This window comes from Candidatus Epulonipiscium sp. (genome assembly GCA_012519205.1).
GTDB lineage: Bacteria > Bacillota > Clostridia > Lachnospirales > Defluviitaleaceae > JAAYQR01.
Genome location: JAAYQR010000023.1, coordinates 100,907 through 117,845 on the forward strand (window position 1 = coordinate 100,907; position 16,939 = coordinate 117,845).

The window sequence follows — 16,939 nt, forward strand, 5'->3', positions numbered from 1 at the left end:
GCCTACCCCCCTTACTCTTTCATGCCTGAGGTTGACATGGTTTCTATAATATTACTTTGAGCTACAACAAAGAAAATAATAGGTACGCTCATTAATATTAGTCCCACAGCGCTTCCTGCTCCCGCCCTTGCAACTCCTCCTTGCACTATCTGATTTAGGGCATAGTTTAGTGGTTTTAACTGCTCGCTTCTTAGAAAATTACTACCTGTTGTTCCCCATAACTGTTGAAACATAAGTATCGTAAGAGTGAGCCATGCAGGCTTTACATTTGGCATAATAATTGACCAAAATATCTTATATTCGCTGGCACCATCAAGCCTAGCAGATTCGATTAATGAATCGGGTATCTGTTCCATGAATTGCTTCATAAGATATAATCCCAAGGAACTGGCCCATGCCGGAAATATAACCGCTAAGTATGTATTATTTATTCCCATCCATGAAATAATCATATAGTTGGGAATTGCTGTTACGTTATAGGAAAACATAAGCGAAAGAACAACAATAGAAAATAATAAGTTTTTCCCAGGAATATCATGTTTTGCTAAGGGATAGGCAGCTGCTGATGCAATAATCACATGTCCCAATGTTCCGAAAAACGTAAGTATTACCGTATTAAGTATGTATCTGCTAAAGGGCACCCAAGAGCTAGACATTAAAATAAATAAATCTGAGAAATTATCCATAGTAGGATTTTGAACAAAAATCCTTGGGGGAAATATAAACAATTCATGCAATGGTTTAAACGCATTATTAATAATGTATATAAGGGGTAGGGCCATAAAAGAGCCCACCAAAGCTATAAATATAAATAATGCTAAGGTTCCACCAAAGGATCTATTCACTCTTTTCGGCCCCATAATTGGATTGCGCACACTACTCACCAACCTTTCTTAGAAGCCTTTGTACACCCTTGTTTACCCCTATCATTAGTAAAAATAATATGGTTGCGATAGCAGAGGCATAACCCATTTCAAAACGAATTGTACCAAAATCAATTAGATGAGTTACAACGGTTTCCCCTGCATAATTAACACTGGGGAATCCTGCCAAATTAATTGAAATGTCTGCAACAGCAAAGGCTTGAGTTAATTGAACAACTGCTCCAAACATGAGTTGTGGTTTCATAGAAGGAAGGGTAATGTACCATAATTCCTGCCATCTATTTGTAATACCGTCTACAGCTCCAGCCTCATAAAGGCTTCTATCCACAGTCTGAAGCCCCGCAATAAAGGCAAGAAAGCCTGTTCCTAAACTAAGCCAAAGCTGGACAATTATTAAAATAGGCAAGATATACTTTGCATCTTTTAGCCATTGGATAGGATCTATAACTAGACCTAAATTAATCAAAAAACCATTGGCTAATCCATATCTATCCCCAGAAAATATAATTCTCCAAATGAAATATACATTACCAGATATGGATGGAGCATAAAATATTAGGGTTAAAACTGCCCTTATCTTACTAGGAAATTCATTAATAATCCAAGCAAAAACAAAACACATAATATAGCTTAAAGGGCCTGTAATAACCGCAAATAGCAAAGTATTTTTTATGGATGTTATAAATATATCATCTTCTAGAAACAATCTTGTATAATTATCCCACCCTATAAAATCAGGCAGTTCAAGTATATTAAAGTTTGTGAAACTTAGGGCTATAGATGCAATAACTGGTAATATGGTAAATGCAAAAAATAGTATGAAATAAGGTATCATTAATATATAGGAATCCCTGTTTTTTCTCATTAAATTAAATTGGTTCTTAAAGTTAGTAGAAGGTTCATGTTTATTATTAAGATTTAACGCTTTATTCTTTTTGGCTTTTTCCATTACAACAGATTTCTGCATATGAACCTCCTTTATTGGGTTAGACCAAATTCTTTTCTCTTATATTCTATTTCATCGTTAATGTATCTTACATAGTCCATCAAAGCCTCTCTTGGGGCATTGTTCTCGTTAACAACAACCTCATAGAAGGCGTTATTTATATGTCTCGTAGTAAAATATCCCCCGGGAACCTGTGGAACTCCCCTAACATTTTTAAATTGCTCGTCTAATGCCTTATAATGCTCTACAGGCCATGGCAGACTTGAAAAAGCCTCTATATTTGCAGTAGGATATCTAGCCGCCGACCCCATCAATCCTTCCATTTCTCTTCCAAATCCAATCTGAACCTTGGCATCAGTCCACCATTTCATAAACTCCCAGGATGCTTCTTTGTTTTTTGAGTTTTCCATCATAATACATGCTGTCCCCGTGCTAGGAACATCATATTTTATGGTCCCATCCTTTAAAACCGTTCCAGGAACCGATGTGAATCCCCATAATCCCTTAATTTCAGGGGCAGACACCTGTAATGTGTTATAGGTTGTATAATCTGAAACCATAAGGGGCATTTCCCCAGTCCTAAATCGACTTACAGGATCAAACTCTCTTTCTAATTTAAAATCTGTATAGTATTCGGTAAAATCTTTAAAGGCTTGAATAGAAGAATCAGAGCTTAAACCTGAGGCTGTGGCATTTTCATTATAAAACTCTCCTCCGTTTTGGTATAGGAATATCCCAAATACGGCCTCTGAAACTGGTATCATACCTATTTGATCCTTATTAAAATATCCTGTAGGAAGTAATCCAAAAGCCATTTGGTTTTTACTAAGCACACTGAGGGCTACTTTAACTTCATCCCAGGTTTTAGGTGTTTCTAATCCCAGTTCCTTTAGAATATCCTTCCTGTAAAATAACATATTAAAGGTCTGCTGTTCCGGAAGGGCAAAACACCTATCTTCAAACATATAAGGTATCATTGCGCTTCCATAAAACCTTTCAGCGACTTCATCAAAACCCTCAAATTTTGATAAATCCGTTACGGCATTTCTCATGCCATAATTCATGGGAATGTCATTCCATACCTGCATAGCTACATCAGGTCCCTGTCCTGACAATGTTGCAGGTAGGAGGGTATTTATATCTACAAGCATTAAGTTTACATTAATTCCTGTGTTTTTAGTAAAATCTTCATCAATCAAAGATTTAATAGTATTTGCTTGGTCACGGCCTGTTCCAATCCATACAGTAATTGCTTTTTGTTCTTTTTCTTTTGCGACATTACCGATGGCATTATAATCAATTACAAAAGAATAATACAATGTCTTTAATTCGTGAAGAAGTTTATTCCAAAATGAGTCTTTTAACTTTGGCGGTTTTTCCGAAGGTGATATGATATAAATCTGATCTAGCTGCAGGGGCTGCTCGATTGCTTGGGTCATCCATGTCCCCATAGAACCAATGTTTTGTTTGAACTGGTTTAATCTTCTAGTTATGGTTTCAACATCTTTTGAAAGAGCATTAAGTTCATCCCTCATTGTGATAAGACCTACTTCTCTATCACTTATTTTCCCTGCCATCCTTTCCAAATCATTTATAACTTTATCCACCCTATCCCTTTCAGTATTAATGGCATCAACAATTCCAGGAAGATTTTTTTCTATCTGGTAATCCCTGTATCTATCAGGGGTGGTTCCGGTTATACTTAAAAACTGTCTATAGATTTCATTTAGATTTCTAACACCAATTTCAACTTCCCTAATGACAGAAGATAATTCCCCTAGGACAACTTCCATCCGGATGGTATGTTTTCCCTCTTCTAAATAAAACAAATAGGGCTCATCTCCCCCGAGAACTTCTACTCTCCAATCCTTTTTATATCTAAAAGGTATTTCCTCCATCTCTTTAAATGGAACTTTTCCATCTATATATAATTTCCTAGATGAATAAATTCCTCTTATAAAGTTTTGTTTTGCATTGAAGGCTACTTTATATAATCCACTTTCGGGTACATCCACTTCCCATTGTACCCATTGTCCGGCGTCTCTCCAATTACTTCCTCCCATGGTGTTGTTTAGGTATACCTTAGGGCTATAAGGGGTAACCGCAGGACTTGAATGTTCCATGGTTGGATATAACATTTGTGAAGACTTCGAAGATGGTTTTTCTGCTTCTATTGTAATAAACTGATTATGTGTTTCTTTATATCCATTATTTTTATACTCTTCAAGTTTTTCCTCATAGGTAAGTACTTCCTTCTCCTGATAAATCTTAATGTTTCTAAGAACCATCGGCTCTCTTCTTGAAACTATACTTAAGCTGTGCATTCCTTTTGATAAATAAAATTTGAAAGGTGTTGTATGGTACCCTTGATAATCCTGAACTACTTTTTCTAACCAAATAGGGCTTTCTACCTGACTAGGTCTTAAATCATTACCCTGATTATCTTTTAATGCCTCTCCTTGTTTATCAATCCATATTCTATCAAATTCAATGTTGTTTGCTTCTGAGAATGGAAGTTTACCATCTATGAAAATTGCTCTTTGTATAGCAGAACTCTTACCTTCTACAGGATAATATAAAAAAGATATATTGTAGAAGCCTTCTTCCTCAATATATAGCTCATATTTAACAAATCCTTCTTCCCCTGTAAATACAGATTTCCCCTTCATCCCCTGGTAATCTTCTAAGATTTCTATATCCATATTACTGTAATCTTTAAATTTATCCGCATCTATTATATATTCCTTATTTGGGAGATTATCTTTATCATAATTTTTGTTGTACTCATCATATTTTATAATGTCCATATAAGAGTTCAGTACCTCATTGTATTCATCCATTGTATTTTGGGCATATGTATCTTGAATAGGCAACAATCCCATGGTAATAAAAACTATATTCACTATAGTTATTGCAATAATTCTTTTAAGCTCTCTAATCCTCCTCAAGGTTTTAGTCCCCTCTTTAATAATTATCTTTCATTTAATGGTGCAATACTGCGATATATTGTGCAACAATTTGTCTTATGTCATAAATTTATTATCACATATTTAAGTTTGACTTGTCAAGTGTATTTATAATATTCAACAAATTTTCAATAGTAATTATCTAATTTAATATATCATTTTTTTGATATAAAGACTGACTAATTATATATGTTATTGATTAACAACTATTTATTTCAATAATCAACCGTATTTTTTAGTAATTTATATCAAAACGCACAAATTAGATAGTAATTTGTGCGTTTTGCATTTTTATAGTAGATTCCTATTCTATTTAATTTATAATTACCTATGGCATATTAAAATTAAGCTTATATTCTGTATGGATGAACATACAAAATGACCTTGGCATAAATGAATAGTAAGTATTTTTTATCCTCAATTATTGTTTACTCATAATTTATATTAATATAATTCGGTAAAATATTATACCCCAAAAAATATATAATAATTGCTATAAAAATTAGTGACAATATAAAATGCTGTAAATCTAATAGATTTACAGCATTTTATATTGCCTTTTATTGGTTTTCACTTTTGAGTTTTTCTGTCTGATCTACGGTAATTAGGTTATCTATAATTTCATCGATATCTCCATCTAAAATAGATTCTAATCTGTGAAGGGTTAAGCCTATCCTGTGATCTGTTACCCTTCCTTGTGGGAAATTGTAGGTACGGATTCTCTCATTTCTGTTTCCTGTACCTACTTGGCTTTTCCTTTCCGCCGCTAGTTCTTTTTGCTGCCTTTCTTGTTCTATTTCATATAGCTTTGCTCGAAGAACCTTTAATGCCTTATCTTTATTTTTAAGCTGAGATTTTTCATCTTGACAACTGACAACTAATCCTGTAGGCAAATGGGTAATCCTTACGGCTGAATCTGTTGTATTAACACTTTGCCCCCCATTCCCTGAGGAACGAAATACATCTACCCTAAGGTCATTGGCATTAATTTCTACATCTACATCTTCAGCCTCAGGAAGTACCGCAACCGTAACAGTGGAAGTATGGATTCTTCCGCCGGATTCCGTAATGGGGATTCTTTGAACACGGTGAACACCGCTATCGTATTTAAGTCTTGAATAAGCACCATTTCCTTGAATCATAAATATTACTTCTTTAAATCCACCGACACCTATTTCATTGCTATCCATGATTTCTACTTCCCAGCGTTTTCTTTCTGCATACCTTGAATACATCCTAAACAAATCTCCTGCAAATAAGGCAGCCTCATCTCCTCCTGCCCCTCCACGGATTTCAACAATAACGTTTTTTTCATCATTAGGGTCTTTGGGAAGAAGGAGTACCTTTAATTCCTCTTGTATATCTAGTAGTTTTTGCTTATTGTCTGCCAGTTCTTCTTTCACTAACTGACGAAACTCCTCTTCTAAATTGTCTTCTAGAAGCATATCAGCTTCCTCTATATCATCCTTGGCCTTCTTATATTCCTTATATTTTTCAACTAAGGGTTTAAGGTCGCTATATTCTTTCATTAATTTCTGCCATTCACTTTGATGATTTATGACCTCTGGGTCACTGACCTTTCCTGAAAGTAATTCATATCTATTAAGAATTTCTTCTAATTTATCAAACATTCTATCACCTCTATTTAAGTTCATTGATTCCAAAAATAACCCTATCAAACCCTGCTAAATCTTTTTTTATCTCTATATTTGAAAAACCATAATCCTTTAGTAAGTTTTCTACTGGTTCTGCTTGGTTATAACCTATTTCAAAAGCAAGCACGCCTCCAGGTCTAAGATATTCCATGCAATCATTTATAATCGGATGATAAAATCTCAAACCATCCTCTCCCCCATCTAATGCCTGATTTGGCTCATAATCTCTTACTTCCCTCATAAGATCTTCCATATCCTTCGTGGGGATATATGGGGGATTGGACACGATAATATCTATCTTCTCTTTAAGCGTTTTGGGAAGTCTTTCAAATAAATTGCTTTTAATAAAGAAGATTTGTCCATCCACATTATTTAACCTTGCATTATGCTTTGCTACCTTTAAAGCAGAATCTGAAATATCTACAGCAGTAATTTTACTATTAGGAAGGTAGTAAGCCAAACTCACGGCAATACACCCCGAGCCTGTACACATATCTAATATATGAACATCTTTCTCTTTATCTATTAGACCTAGGACTGTTTCCACCAAATTTTCCGTATCTGGTCTTGGAATAAGAACATTTTCGTCAACAAAAAAAGGGAGGGCCATAAACTCCTGTTTGTTTATAAGGTATTGGGTCGGAACATTTTTGCTCCTTTTGTATATAAGTTCCTTGTATTTTCTTTCATCTTCTTTTAATATTTCGTTTTTAGGATGAGTAAAAAGCTGAACTCTAGAAATGGAAAGAATATGACAAAGAAGAAGTTCCCCATCCAATGACCAACTTTGAATTCCCTTATCTTTTAAAAAGCTTTTCCCCTCAATCAAGGCTGTCTCAATCGACTTTCTCATCCTCTAGAACTCCCTCCAGTGCAGCAATTGCCACCTCAATTTGGGCATCATCTGGTTCTTTTGTTGTAAATGATTTTTGGAGCCACATTCCTGGAACACTAACTAATGAAGCAAGCCTAGAATCCGATCTTCTTGCCCATCTAATAATTTCATAAGATATGCCTGCAATCAAAGGTACCAATACAATTCTGCTTAATAATCGCAACCATATGCTTTCTACATTAAAAATAACAAATACTATAACACTAGTTAGCATAACTATGAGAAGAAAGCTGGTACCACAACTCTTATGAAGACGGCTGTATTTTTTTACATTTTTCACGGTCAATTCTTCTTCATGTTCTAAACAATTAATAGTCTTATGCTCTGCTCCATGATATTCAAATACTCTTTGAATATCTTTCATTTTGGAAATCAAAATAATATATATCATAAATATACTGATTCTAATAGCCCCTTCAAGGAGATTTTGTACCCATATATTTGTAATAATATTCCTAAATAACCTAGATACCAAAAGGGGGGTTACCATAAATAAGGCAATACCTAAAATAATAGATAAAAAAATAGAAAACCCTATAATATAATCCTCTAATTTACTGCCAAATTTATCTTTAAGATATTTTTCAAATTTGGAGGATTCAACTTCTTCTTCAACGTCAAAAAATTGTGCAGAATAGGTTAACGTCCTAATACCTAAAACCATTGAATCGATAAACATAGCCACACCTCTAAAAATAGGAAGTTTAAACAGGAAATATTGTGTCGTTACCGCTGTAACTGGCTTTTTATCCATTACTATTTCCTTATCTGGTTTTCTTACTGCTACTGTGTATGTTTTTGTTCCCCGCATCATAACTCCCTCTATAACGGCCTGCCCACCGATACTTGTACGTTTCATTTCTCCACCCCCATAATCACTAAAATTTATGAACAAAAAAGGTTGAGACACCGCCTCAACCCCTTACTGTTCTTGCTCAATCCCATATCTTTTGTTAAATTTGTCAATACGTCCCTTAGCTGCTGCTAATTTTTGCTTTCCTGTGTAAAAAGGATGACATTTAGAACATACTTCTACGCGTATTTCTTTCTTTACAGAACCCGTTGTGAAAGTATTTCCACAGTTGCAGGTTACTGTAGCCTCTTCATAATTAGGATGAATAGCTTCTCTCATTGTTAATTTCACCTCTTTCAAAATAGTCAATTACAGACCTTTATCCATAAGCTTCATCTATTTTTCAACCATTTACGCTTATCTCTAGCGACAACGTTCATATTATAACATAACCCGATAATTGATGCAAGGGTAGTTATTTATTTCTAAATAATTTATCTAAAGTTTCTTTTCTATTATACTTATGAATTCTTGGTTGCTTTTTGTATGCATTAGAGTATCTATAATATTCTCTGTCACATCGGTAGGTGTCATCTTACTCATTGCCCTTCGAATTCCATATACTACTTCTAATTCATTTTGAGCTAGAAGCAATTCTTCCTTTCTTGTTCCCGATTTATATATGTCTATGGCAGGAAAAATTCTTTTTTCTGAAAGCCTTCTATCTAATACAAGTTCCATATTACCAGTTCCTTTAAATTCTTCAAAAATCACTTCATCCATTTTACTTCCTGTTTCTATTAGGGCAGTTCCTAGAATTGTAAGACTACCTCCTTCTTGTATATTTCTTGCAGCACCAAAAAACTTTTTAGGCATATGTAATGCAGCAGGGTCAAGCCCCCCCGATAAAGTTCTTCCACTAGGAGGAATAGTTAGATTATATGCTCTTGCTAGGCGGGTGATACTGTCTAATAAAATAATTAAATCCTTTTTTTGTTCCACCAATCTTTTTGCTCTTTCCAAAACCATTTCAGCAACCCTTTTATGATGCTCTGGCTGTTCATCAAAAGTAGAATATACCACTTCCACATTGTCCCCACTGATAGAATCTTTCATATCTGTTACTTCCTCGGGTCTTTCATCTATCAGAAGCACAATAAGCCTTGCTTCGGGATGATTTTTTGTTATTGCATTGGCAATTTTTTTGAGAAGTACCGTTTTCCCAGCCTTAGGAGGCGCGACTATCATCCCCCTTTGTCCTTTTCCAATAGGAGCTATAAAATCTATAAGCCTAGTTGATAACTCTAACTTATCATATTCTAGGTGTAGTTTTTCCTTAGGATATATGGGGGTTAATTCTTCAAAACTAGGACGTTTTGCAGCGATTTCTGGATGATCTCCATTTACTTCCTTAACATACAATAGGGCACTGAATTTTTCACCTTCCTTAGGAATACGGATATTTCCTTTGACTAGGTCTCCAGTTTTTAAATTAAATCTCCTTATTTGAGAAGGAGATACATAAATATCCTTGTTCCCCGGAAGATAATTTTCCGAACGTAGGAATCCATATCCATCTAGTAATACTTCTAGGACTCCCTCTTCTATAATTCCGCTATCTAGCTGCCCGATTGCAGTTGGAACCTTTGTATCTGCCTGAGGTATGCTGGTTTTACCATCTAATTCTTTTATTAATTCTATTAACTCAGGCTTTCTATATTTCGTAATATTTTTAATACCTGATTTCTTTGCAATATCTCTTAATTCTGCAAGGGTTTTATTGCTCCAATCATTATCCATTGTTAACCACCTTTATGCTTTACAATTTTGGTATTGCCAATCTCATTCCTCTATATATATCATTTTCATCTTTTAAATTGTTATATTCTATAATATTCTTATAGTATTTTCCTGAACCGTATAGTTTCTTACTTATATTCCACAAAGTATCCCCAGTTTTAACAATATAATACTCTGGCTCAGAGGCCGAGGAATCGTTATCATTATTATCTTCGGGTTCTTCTATGGGCTGGTTTAGTTCTGTTTCAGGGGTATCAATTTCTAATGGAAACTTTAATTGTTCCAATTCTGCCCGAAGTTCGATATTTTCTTGGTATAAGGCTTCATTTTCTTGTTTTAAGCGATTAATTTCATTGTTAAGTAATTCTATAGTTGAATTGTCTGATTGTAATGTTTCATGGTCTTTGTTTTTAAATAATAATTTCCCTAAACCCAAAAACATCCATATAATCGATACAATAAGTATTATACCTATAACTAAGATAGATGCACTAACTATCTTATCTTTTAATTTATCCCTTTTTTTGCTTCTTCTTTTTGCTGAAATAGAATAAAAACTTTCTAATTCTTCTTTTGTAACTTCTGAAGCCTTATTAAGGGGATTTGTGTTTTTTAACAAACTATCTAGTTCTTCTCTCATTCTTTTCTCTTCTTCTTTTTCGAAAAAGTCTTTTTCCTCTAATACATCATCTTCTTCAATCCAATTTTTTTTATCCACAGAATGCATCTCCTTAATTTTCTTCAGCATATGGCAAAAATATACCATCATTTGTGATATCTGTCCACCAAAGATGGCTTTACCCACATAAGTGTCAATCATAATACATTTTCGTTTTTTTGTAAGAGAATAACAGATTGGGCATGTATATATCTTAGGTCCTCATTGTTTCTAGTTGGTAGATTTATTTCATTACCACAATCATAACATTTCAATTTTATTTTATTTGTCAAAACGTCCATTTCTAATTTGTTATTTCCACATTCACAACGTATTTTCCCTTCCTCTGCTAAATCGTGTATATAGTTAATGCTTTCTATTACAACCTCAATATTTTTACATAACCTAGGCATTCCCATTTCTTTTAGAATATCATTTAAAGCATTTTCATGACAATCTAAGGCATCGCTAACACTACTTTCATTTCCGATAAATCCTATTTTCATGTTTTTTTTGGGACATTTAAGAACTTTTAAATCATCGGAGAACATTTGATTTATAGAAAAGATATAGGTATGTGTTTCATTACATAAGAAACATGGAATTGACAATATCATTTGTTTTCTTCTTTTAATGGCAATTTTAAGTGAATTTTTATTGCATTTGCAGCTTATGGATATTTCTTTTTTACCAGAGAATTCAAAAGGTGAAATATCATCAAAATAAAAGACCCCACAGGTTGCACATTGAAAAACTATAGTCTGTATGTTTCCAATCGTCATACCTATCACCTGCCTTTATTAATTAATTCTTCAAAGGGATTAAAAATCCTTTTTAGGGGTAATAGAAAGACGAAAATTATATATATTTTAGGGCGAACTATGTCCGCCCCAAAGTATATTAATTAGAATGCAATAACGAGTCCTCCATCATCGGCATAGGTAGAACTAAGTCCCTGCATTTCCACAATAACAATATCTTTAAAGTTATATTTTTTAAGTACTTCTTCTTTAAACTTTAAAGCCCTATCTAGACAATTGCAATGGGCTATTCCCAAAATCTTTTCCTCAAGATTTTTGCCTTCTTCACCAATGGTATCGACGAATTTATCAAAGGCCCTTTTATATCCCCTTACTTTTTGAACTAACCTAATGGTGCCTTCTTCTGTCGCTCCCATAATAGGTTTAATTGATAATACCGAAGCTATCTTTGCAATTATTGGATTCAATCTCCCGGCTTTTGCTAGGTGTTCTAAGCTTTCTAATAGAAAAAAGGTTTTCATCTCTTTGATATATTTATTAACTCTTTTTACAATTTCGGCATCTTCAATATTTAATTTTGATAGTTCATGAATCTTTAAGCTAATTAATGTTTCCCCAGCGGAAGCACTTAAAGAATCAAACACATGAATAAATTTATTTCCTATTTCCTCTAAAAACATGTTTTTAGCTATCATCGCACTATTATAAGTGCCACTTAAGGCAGAGGATAATGTCACTACAAAGATACTTTCTTCCCCTTTATAGGCTTCCATAAACTGCTCCGGTGAAGGACATGCTGTTTTAGGCGAAGTCTTGCATGCATTCATATCCTTTACATATCCGGATACATCTAAATTCTCATCGTCAATATATCTTTTATCTTCTAATATAAGGGTTAGCGGAACAATTTCAATCTTCATTGTTTCTTTTATTTTATTATTTAAATCACAACTACTATCCGCTACAATTTTAATACTCATACATATACCTCCCATAACCTAGCATTTATTATATGTTATTCATATTATATACCATTATATTAATAGATTCTTATTAATAATGCAAGTATATGTATATTAAATATAATAATAGCCATTCGTAGTACTCAATACTACATGTTCTATATATTATATCTAGTTGTTTTCTTTGTATAAATTAATATTTTCTGTTGTTACACTTAGAAAAGATTCCACCATTTCTGGAGGGACTGGTTTACTCCAATAATAGCCCTGCCCAATGTCACATTTAAGATGAAACAATTCCCTTAGCTGCTCTTCCTCTTCTATACCCTCTGCTATGGTTTTAAGGTTTAAATGATGTGCCATGGATATAATCGCATTTACAATAGCTTTATCATCTATATCCTTGGTAATATCCCTAATAAAGGATAAATCAATCTTAAGGTGATCTACGGGAAATTTTTTGAGGTAGCTTAAAGATGAGTATCCTGTGCCAAAATCATCTATAGAAATGGTAAATCCATATTTTTTCATGGTTTTTAATAGTTCATAGGTTATTGCGATATCCTGCATAAAGGTGGATTCTGTAATCTCAAATACTATTAAACTTGGATCTAAATCAAATTCTTCAATAGAATCCATGATTCCTTTTAATAGGTTGTTGTCTCTAAACTGCACCGGCGAAAGGTTAATAGCAATCGGTACAATTGGAAAACCCCTATCAAGCCATTCCCTAAGCTGCTTGCAGACCATCCAAACTATTTGGCGCCCTACTTCTTTAATCAAACCAGTTTCCTCCAAGATAGGTATAAAAACTCCTGGGGAAATGATTCCCTTTTCTTTGTCATTCCATCTTACTAATGCCTCAAGTCCCTCCAACTCATGGGTTCTTAGGTCATAATAAGGCTGATAAAAGACCACAAATTCATTATTTTTTAATGCCTTTAAAAGTTTGTTCTCCATAAGTAAAAAGTTTTTGGCATCTTCATTCATGTGATTTCCATAGAACATATATTTGATAGATTCACTTCGTCTTGCTTGAGAAAGAGCAATTTCTGCCCTGGATAATATTTGTTTTGTATTTTCACCGTCATTGGGATACATAGCAATTCCCATTGACATGGCGAGTACAATTTCTTGTTCCTTTATATTTATTGGCTTTTCTATTACCTTTAAAATTTTATCGATATGAATAAATACATCTCCAGGATTTTTAACGCCTTTTAGTATAACCCCAAATTCATCGCCGCCAATACGGGCAACAAGGTTTTCCCTTCCTACTGTTTCAGTTAGTCTATTAGCTATTATCTTTAGGACCATATCTCCGCTTTCTATACCGAAAGTTTCGTTAATAAAGATAAACTTATTAATGTCCATAATAATAATGGCTAATGCCTTTTCCTCTAACTCTGCATTATTAATTTCTTGGGTAATTCCTCTAAAAAAAGCTGACCTATTAGGGATTCCTGTTATTATATCATACTGCGAGACATAATTAAGCTTATCTTCTAATCTCTTGTTTTCTGTAATATCCTTACCCGTTGATACAAAATATGATATTTCTCCATTTTCGTTTTTTAACGGCGATATGCTTTGATCTAAATAAAACAATTGTTTATTCTTTTTTCTGTTTATAATTATATTCCTATATGGTTTTCCACTTAAAATTGTATCCCACATTTTTTTATAGAATTCTGAAGGATATTTGTCAGATTTCCAGATGGAAGGATCCTTGCCTATAACTTCTTCTACCTTATAACCCGTTATCCTTTCTACAGAATCATTAGCATATTCTATTATGCCATTTTTATTAGTTATCACAATCCAGTCGACAGTTTGACCAACTGCCATCATAAATTTTTTCATTTCTAGTTCTAGCTTTTTATTCTTTGTAACATCTTTAATGCTAACAACCTTGTAATAGTTATTGTCTAAATCCTTAATTTTTTTCATAATAATGGATACGTTAATATTTTTTCCATCCTTACATCTTATTATGCTTTCTTCACTTACTATTTCCTTATACTTCATAAAATCATAATGATTTTGAAGAACTTTTTCGTGATTGTTAGGATGAATAACAGCTAAAAACAACTTGCCTGTCAATTCTTCCTTTTGATATCCATTTATCTTACAATATTCATCATTAACATAAACAAACTTTCCCGCTTCATCTATAACACATATTCCCATCTCTATTGTATCAAGTATTTTTAATAAAACTTCAAGGCTATTGCTATAAAGATTGGTGTGGTTCTCGTCTTTGTTTCGTTGCAATCCACCCATAATATCCCCCCATCACTCTTAATTCACTTAAGCCCCTATTTTAATTTTACCATTACTTTATCAAAATACAATCTTTTTTTATCCCCATACTTTAATATAGATGACAATTTTCACAATTTGCTCTTTAGTGTTCCTTACCTATATGATAAAATGGATTAAGATAACAAAATGTCAAAAGGATGATAAAAATGAATTCAATTCCGCTATATAAAATCAAAAAGTATATTCTTGATATTCGTGTAGAAATCTCAGATTTTGATGATGATACTTTAAGGTTAGGTGGAATAATCAAATCCGTTTATGAGGATGGTCTTTTCATTTTACTTGATAATAACTTTCTTGATTCGGAAATCTATCTAAATAAAACTTACCTCATAAAAATATTACGGGATAATTCTCTTTTTTGTTTTGAGGGGAGTATTTTTTCCATACAAAACAAGATTACCCATATTAAAATATTATCCCCCATTAAAAAAATCCAAAAGCGAAAATACTGTAGGCTTAAAATACTGTGCCAATGCTTGTTATATTTTCCTATGTTCAACATGGTAAAGGAATCTATCATTTACAATATAAGCGAGGGGGGAGTTGCAATCATCACCCCTCAAATTCTTCTAAAAAATGATAATGTTTTAATTGATATCCCCTTCCTTAACTTTAAAAAAATAAAAGGAACAGTTCTAAATGAAATAAACTCCCCATTGTTTGAGATTATATCTATGGACTATATTACAAACTTTATTAACCTCATGAATAACCCAAATATAAAGTCGGTAGGAGAATTTAGTAAACTTTACAACAAGACATATGCTATCGAATTTAATCATGAAAACCAAAAACACCCTGATGCCATCCGTAAATTTATATTTGATATGCAATTAAAACGAATTGAAGATTCGAATCAGTTTATTACATATTAAAAGCCCCAATGAATAATCATTGGGGCTTTTTTGAATTTCTCAAAGTAATATGACATATAACTAACAAACAACGAAATCTATAAAAGACTATGAAAAATTAAATTTTTGTGATATAATTTATCAAGTCTTTTTAATGTACGATAGATAATCCTTTAGGAGTGTGATTTATTTTGGAGCCTGGTGAGATGTGGCAGGTTTTTGCTTTAGTAGTTCTTTTGCTTTTATCTGGTTTTTTCTCTGCTTCGGAGAGTGCCCTAATGTCTTTAAGTAAAATAAGATTAAGACATATGATAGATGAAAATGTCAAAGGAGCAGATATTATAGCTAAACTGATAGATAATCCCAGCAAATTATTAGGGGCAATTTTAGTGGGCAATAATATTGTCAATATCGGAGCTTCTGCCTTAGCTACTTCTATTGCCATAGATATTTGGGGGAATGCCGGAGTAGGTATTGCAACGGGTACTATGACACTTCTAGTGTTAATCTTTGGTGAAATAACGCCGAAATCCTTGGCTGTTCAAAATACTGAAAAAATAGCATTAAAAGTATCAAAATCTATATATTTTATCACTATTATCTTAAATCCTGTAGTTACAATCATTATGTACGTTACCAATTTTTTTGTTAAATTATCTGGTGGCAAACTAGATAAAAAGGACACATTTATAACCGAGGAAGAATTAAAAACCATAGTAGATGTAAGCCACGAAGAAGGGGTCTTAGAGGGCGAAGAAAAAAAAATGATTTACAATGTTTTTGAATTTGGAGATTCTAAAGCCAAAGATGTTATGACTCCAAGAACTGATATGGTTGCCATTGATATAAATTCTACCTATGATGAAATCATATCCCTTTTCAAGGGTGAACAATTTTCAAGAATGCCTGTATATGAGGATAACACCGATAATATAATTGGTATCTTATATATAAAAGATTTGTTTTTCTTTGAGGGAAATAAAGACAAATTCGATTTAAACCAATTGATTCGCCCACCTTATTTTACTTATGAATTTAAAAGTATTTCTAAACTTTTTGCAGAAATGCGTGCTAAACGTACCCCCATGGCAATAGTCCTAGACGAATACGGTGGTACGGAAGGCATCGTAACCATGGAAGACTTAGTTGAAGAGATAGTTGGAGATATAGAAGACGAATACGATGATATAAATAAAGAAATAGAAGTAATTAAGGAAGATGAATATATCGTTGATGGAAGTACAAAAATAGATCTGTTAAACGAAATGATAGGAACCCATATTGAATCAGAAAACTTTGATTCTGTAGGAGGCTTTGTAATAGGTATACTTGGGCGGATTCCCGAAGAAGGGGAGGCCGTGGAACATAGTAGTATCAAATTTGTTGTGGAAAGTACAGATAAGAATCGTATTGAAAAGTTAAGGATATTAACATAAA

The 16,939-nt window shown here is 33.2% G+C and carries 14 protein-coding genes; 2 read left to right on the plus strand and 12 right to left on the minus strand.

The window, feature by feature from the left end:
* Nucleotides 1-11: 11 nt before the first annotated feature.
* The 12 genes from GX308_07630 to GX308_07685 all read right to left on the minus strand — a co-directional run bounded on the left by GX308_07630 (nucleotide 12) and on the right by GX308_07685 (nucleotide 14,603).
* Nucleotides 12-860 (minus strand): carbohydrate ABC transporter permease, encoded by an 849-nt coding sequence (locus tag GX308_07630; GenBank protein NLK21938.1) that lies wholly within the window; start codon nucleotides 858-860, stop codon nucleotides 12-14.
* Nucleotides 861-876: 16 nt separating this feature from the next.
* Nucleotides 877-1,833 carry a sugar ABC transporter permease gene (locus GX308_07635; GenBank protein NLK21939.1) on the minus strand — a complete coding sequence of 319 codons (957 nt, stop codon included), beginning with the start codon at nucleotides 1,831-1,833 and terminating at the stop codon, nucleotides 877-879.
* Nucleotides 1,834-1,862: 29 nt separating this feature from the next.
* Nucleotides 1,863-4,712, minus strand: a complete 2,850-nt coding sequence (locus GX308_07640) for an extracellular solute-binding protein (GenBank protein ID NLK21940.1) — start codon at nucleotides 4,710-4,712, stop codon at nucleotides 1,863-1,865.
* A 644-nt stretch (nucleotides 4,713-5,356) separates the two neighbouring features.
* Nucleotides 5,357-6,427: a peptide chain release factor 1 gene (prfA, locus tag GX308_07645; GenBank protein ID NLK21941.1), complete on the minus strand. Its 1,071-nt coding sequence runs from the start codon at nucleotides 6,425-6,427 to the stop codon at nucleotides 5,357-5,359.
* Between the two features lie 10 nt (nucleotides 6,428-6,437).
* Nucleotides 6,438-7,304, minus strand: coding sequence for a peptide chain release factor N(5)-glutamine methyltransferase (gene prmC / locus GX308_07650; protein ID NLK21942.1), 867 nt, complete (start codon nucleotides 7,302-7,304; stop codon nucleotides 6,438-6,440).
* Complete coding sequence (locus GX308_07655; protein NLK21943.1) at nucleotides 7,288-8,205, minus strand: DUF1385 domain-containing protein; 918 nt, start codon at nucleotides 8,203-8,205, stop codon at nucleotides 7,288-7,290. The genes prmC and GX308_07655 overlap by 17 nt, the downstream gene beginning before the upstream one ends.
* Before the next feature lie 63 nt (nucleotides 8,206-8,268).
* Nucleotides 8,269-8,478 (minus strand): 50S ribosomal protein L31, encoded by a 210-nt coding sequence (gene rpmE / locus GX308_07660; GenBank protein ID NLK21944.1) that lies wholly within the window; start codon nucleotides 8,476-8,478, stop codon nucleotides 8,269-8,271.
* A gap of 159 nt (nucleotides 8,479-8,637) precedes the next feature.
* Nucleotides 8,638-9,939: a transcription termination factor Rho gene (locus tag GX308_07665; GenBank protein ID NLK21945.1), complete on the minus strand. Its 1,302-nt coding sequence runs from the start codon at nucleotides 9,937-9,939 to the stop codon at nucleotides 8,638-8,640.
* Between the two features lie 19 nt (nucleotides 9,940-9,958).
* Nucleotides 9,959-10,657, minus strand: coding sequence for a LysM peptidoglycan-binding domain-containing protein (locus GX308_07670; protein NLK21946.1), 699 nt, complete (start codon nucleotides 10,655-10,657; stop codon nucleotides 9,959-9,961).
* Nucleotides 10,658-10,755: 98 nt separating this feature from the next.
* On the minus strand, nucleotides 10,756-11,379 hold the full coding sequence (locus GX308_07675) for a hypothetical protein (GenBank protein ID NLK21947.1): 624 nt from the start codon (nucleotides 11,377-11,379) through the stop codon (nucleotides 10,756-10,758).
* Nucleotides 11,380-11,501: 122 nt separating this feature from the next.
* Nucleotides 11,502-12,338 carry a DegV family protein gene (locus tag GX308_07680; protein NLK21948.1) on the minus strand — a complete coding sequence of 279 codons (837 nt, stop codon included), beginning with the start codon at nucleotides 12,336-12,338 and terminating at the stop codon, nucleotides 11,502-11,504.
* Nucleotides 12,339-12,491: 153 nt separating this feature from the next.
* Complete coding sequence (locus tag GX308_07685) at nucleotides 12,492-14,603, minus strand: EAL domain-containing protein (GenBank protein NLK21949.1); 2,112 nt, start codon at nucleotides 14,601-14,603, stop codon at nucleotides 12,492-12,494.
* A 188-nt stretch (nucleotides 14,604-14,791) separates the two neighbouring features.
* Between GX308_07685 and GX308_07690 the strand changes: the two genes are divergently transcribed.
* Together GX308_07690 and GX308_07695 are read left to right on the plus strand one after the other, a co-directional pair.
* Nucleotides 14,792-15,523, plus strand: coding sequence for a hypothetical protein (locus GX308_07690; GenBank protein ID NLK21950.1), 732 nt, complete (start codon nucleotides 14,792-14,794; stop codon nucleotides 15,521-15,523).
* A 170-nt stretch (nucleotides 15,524-15,693) separates the two neighbouring features.
* A complete protein-coding gene (locus GX308_07695) occupies nucleotides 15,694-16,938 on the plus strand; it encodes an HlyC/CorC family transporter (GenBank protein ID NLK21951.1) in 1,245 nt (414 codons plus the stop codon).
* Nucleotide 16,939 lies beyond the last annotated feature (1 nt).

Bases quoted from the DNA above. Each gene is read 5' to 3' on its own strand.
- GX308_07635 (NLK21939.1), bottom strand. From the start codon at position 1,833: ATGGAAAAAGCCAAAAAGAATAAAGCGTTAAATCTTAATAATAAACAT.
- prmC (NLK21942.1), bottom strand. From the start codon at position 7,304: ATGAGAAAGTCGATTGAGACAGCCTTGATTGAGGGGAAAAGCTTTTTA.
- GX308_07665 (NLK21945.1), bottom strand. From the start codon at position 9,939: ATGGATAATGATTGGAGCAATAAAACCCTTGCAGAATTAAGAGATATT.
- GX308_07630 (NLK21938.1), bottom strand. From the start codon at position 860: ATGGGGCCGAAAAGAGTGAATAGATCCTTTGGTGGAACCTTAGCATTA.
- GX308_07675 (NLK21947.1), bottom strand. From the start codon at position 11,379: ATGACGATTGGAAACATACAGACTATAGTTTTTCAATGTGCAACCTGT.
- GX308_07685 (NLK21949.1), bottom strand. From the start codon at position 14,603: ATGGGTGGATTGCAACGAAACAAAGACGAGAACCACACCAATCTTTAT.
- GX308_07680 (NLK21948.1), bottom strand. From the start codon at position 12,338: ATGAGTATTAAAATTGTAGCGGATAGTAGTTGTGATTTAAATAATAAA.
- GX308_07640 (NLK21940.1), bottom strand. From the start codon at position 4,712: ATGGGATTGTTGCCTATTCAAGATACATATGCCCAAAATACAATGGAT.
- rpmE (NLK21944.1), bottom strand. From the start codon at position 8,478: ATGAGAGAAGCTATTCATCCTAATTATGAAGAGGCTACAGTAACCTGC.
- GX308_07655 (NLK21943.1), bottom strand. From the start codon at position 8,205: ATGAAACGTACAAGTATCGGTGGGCAGGCCGTTATAGAGGGAGTTATG.
- prfA (NLK21941.1), bottom strand. From the start codon at position 6,427: ATGTTTGATAAATTAGAAGAAATTCTTAATAGATATGAATTACTTTCA.
- GX308_07690 (NLK21950.1), top strand. From the start codon at position 14,792: ATGAATTCAATTCCGCTATATAAAATCAAAAAGTATATTCTTGATATT.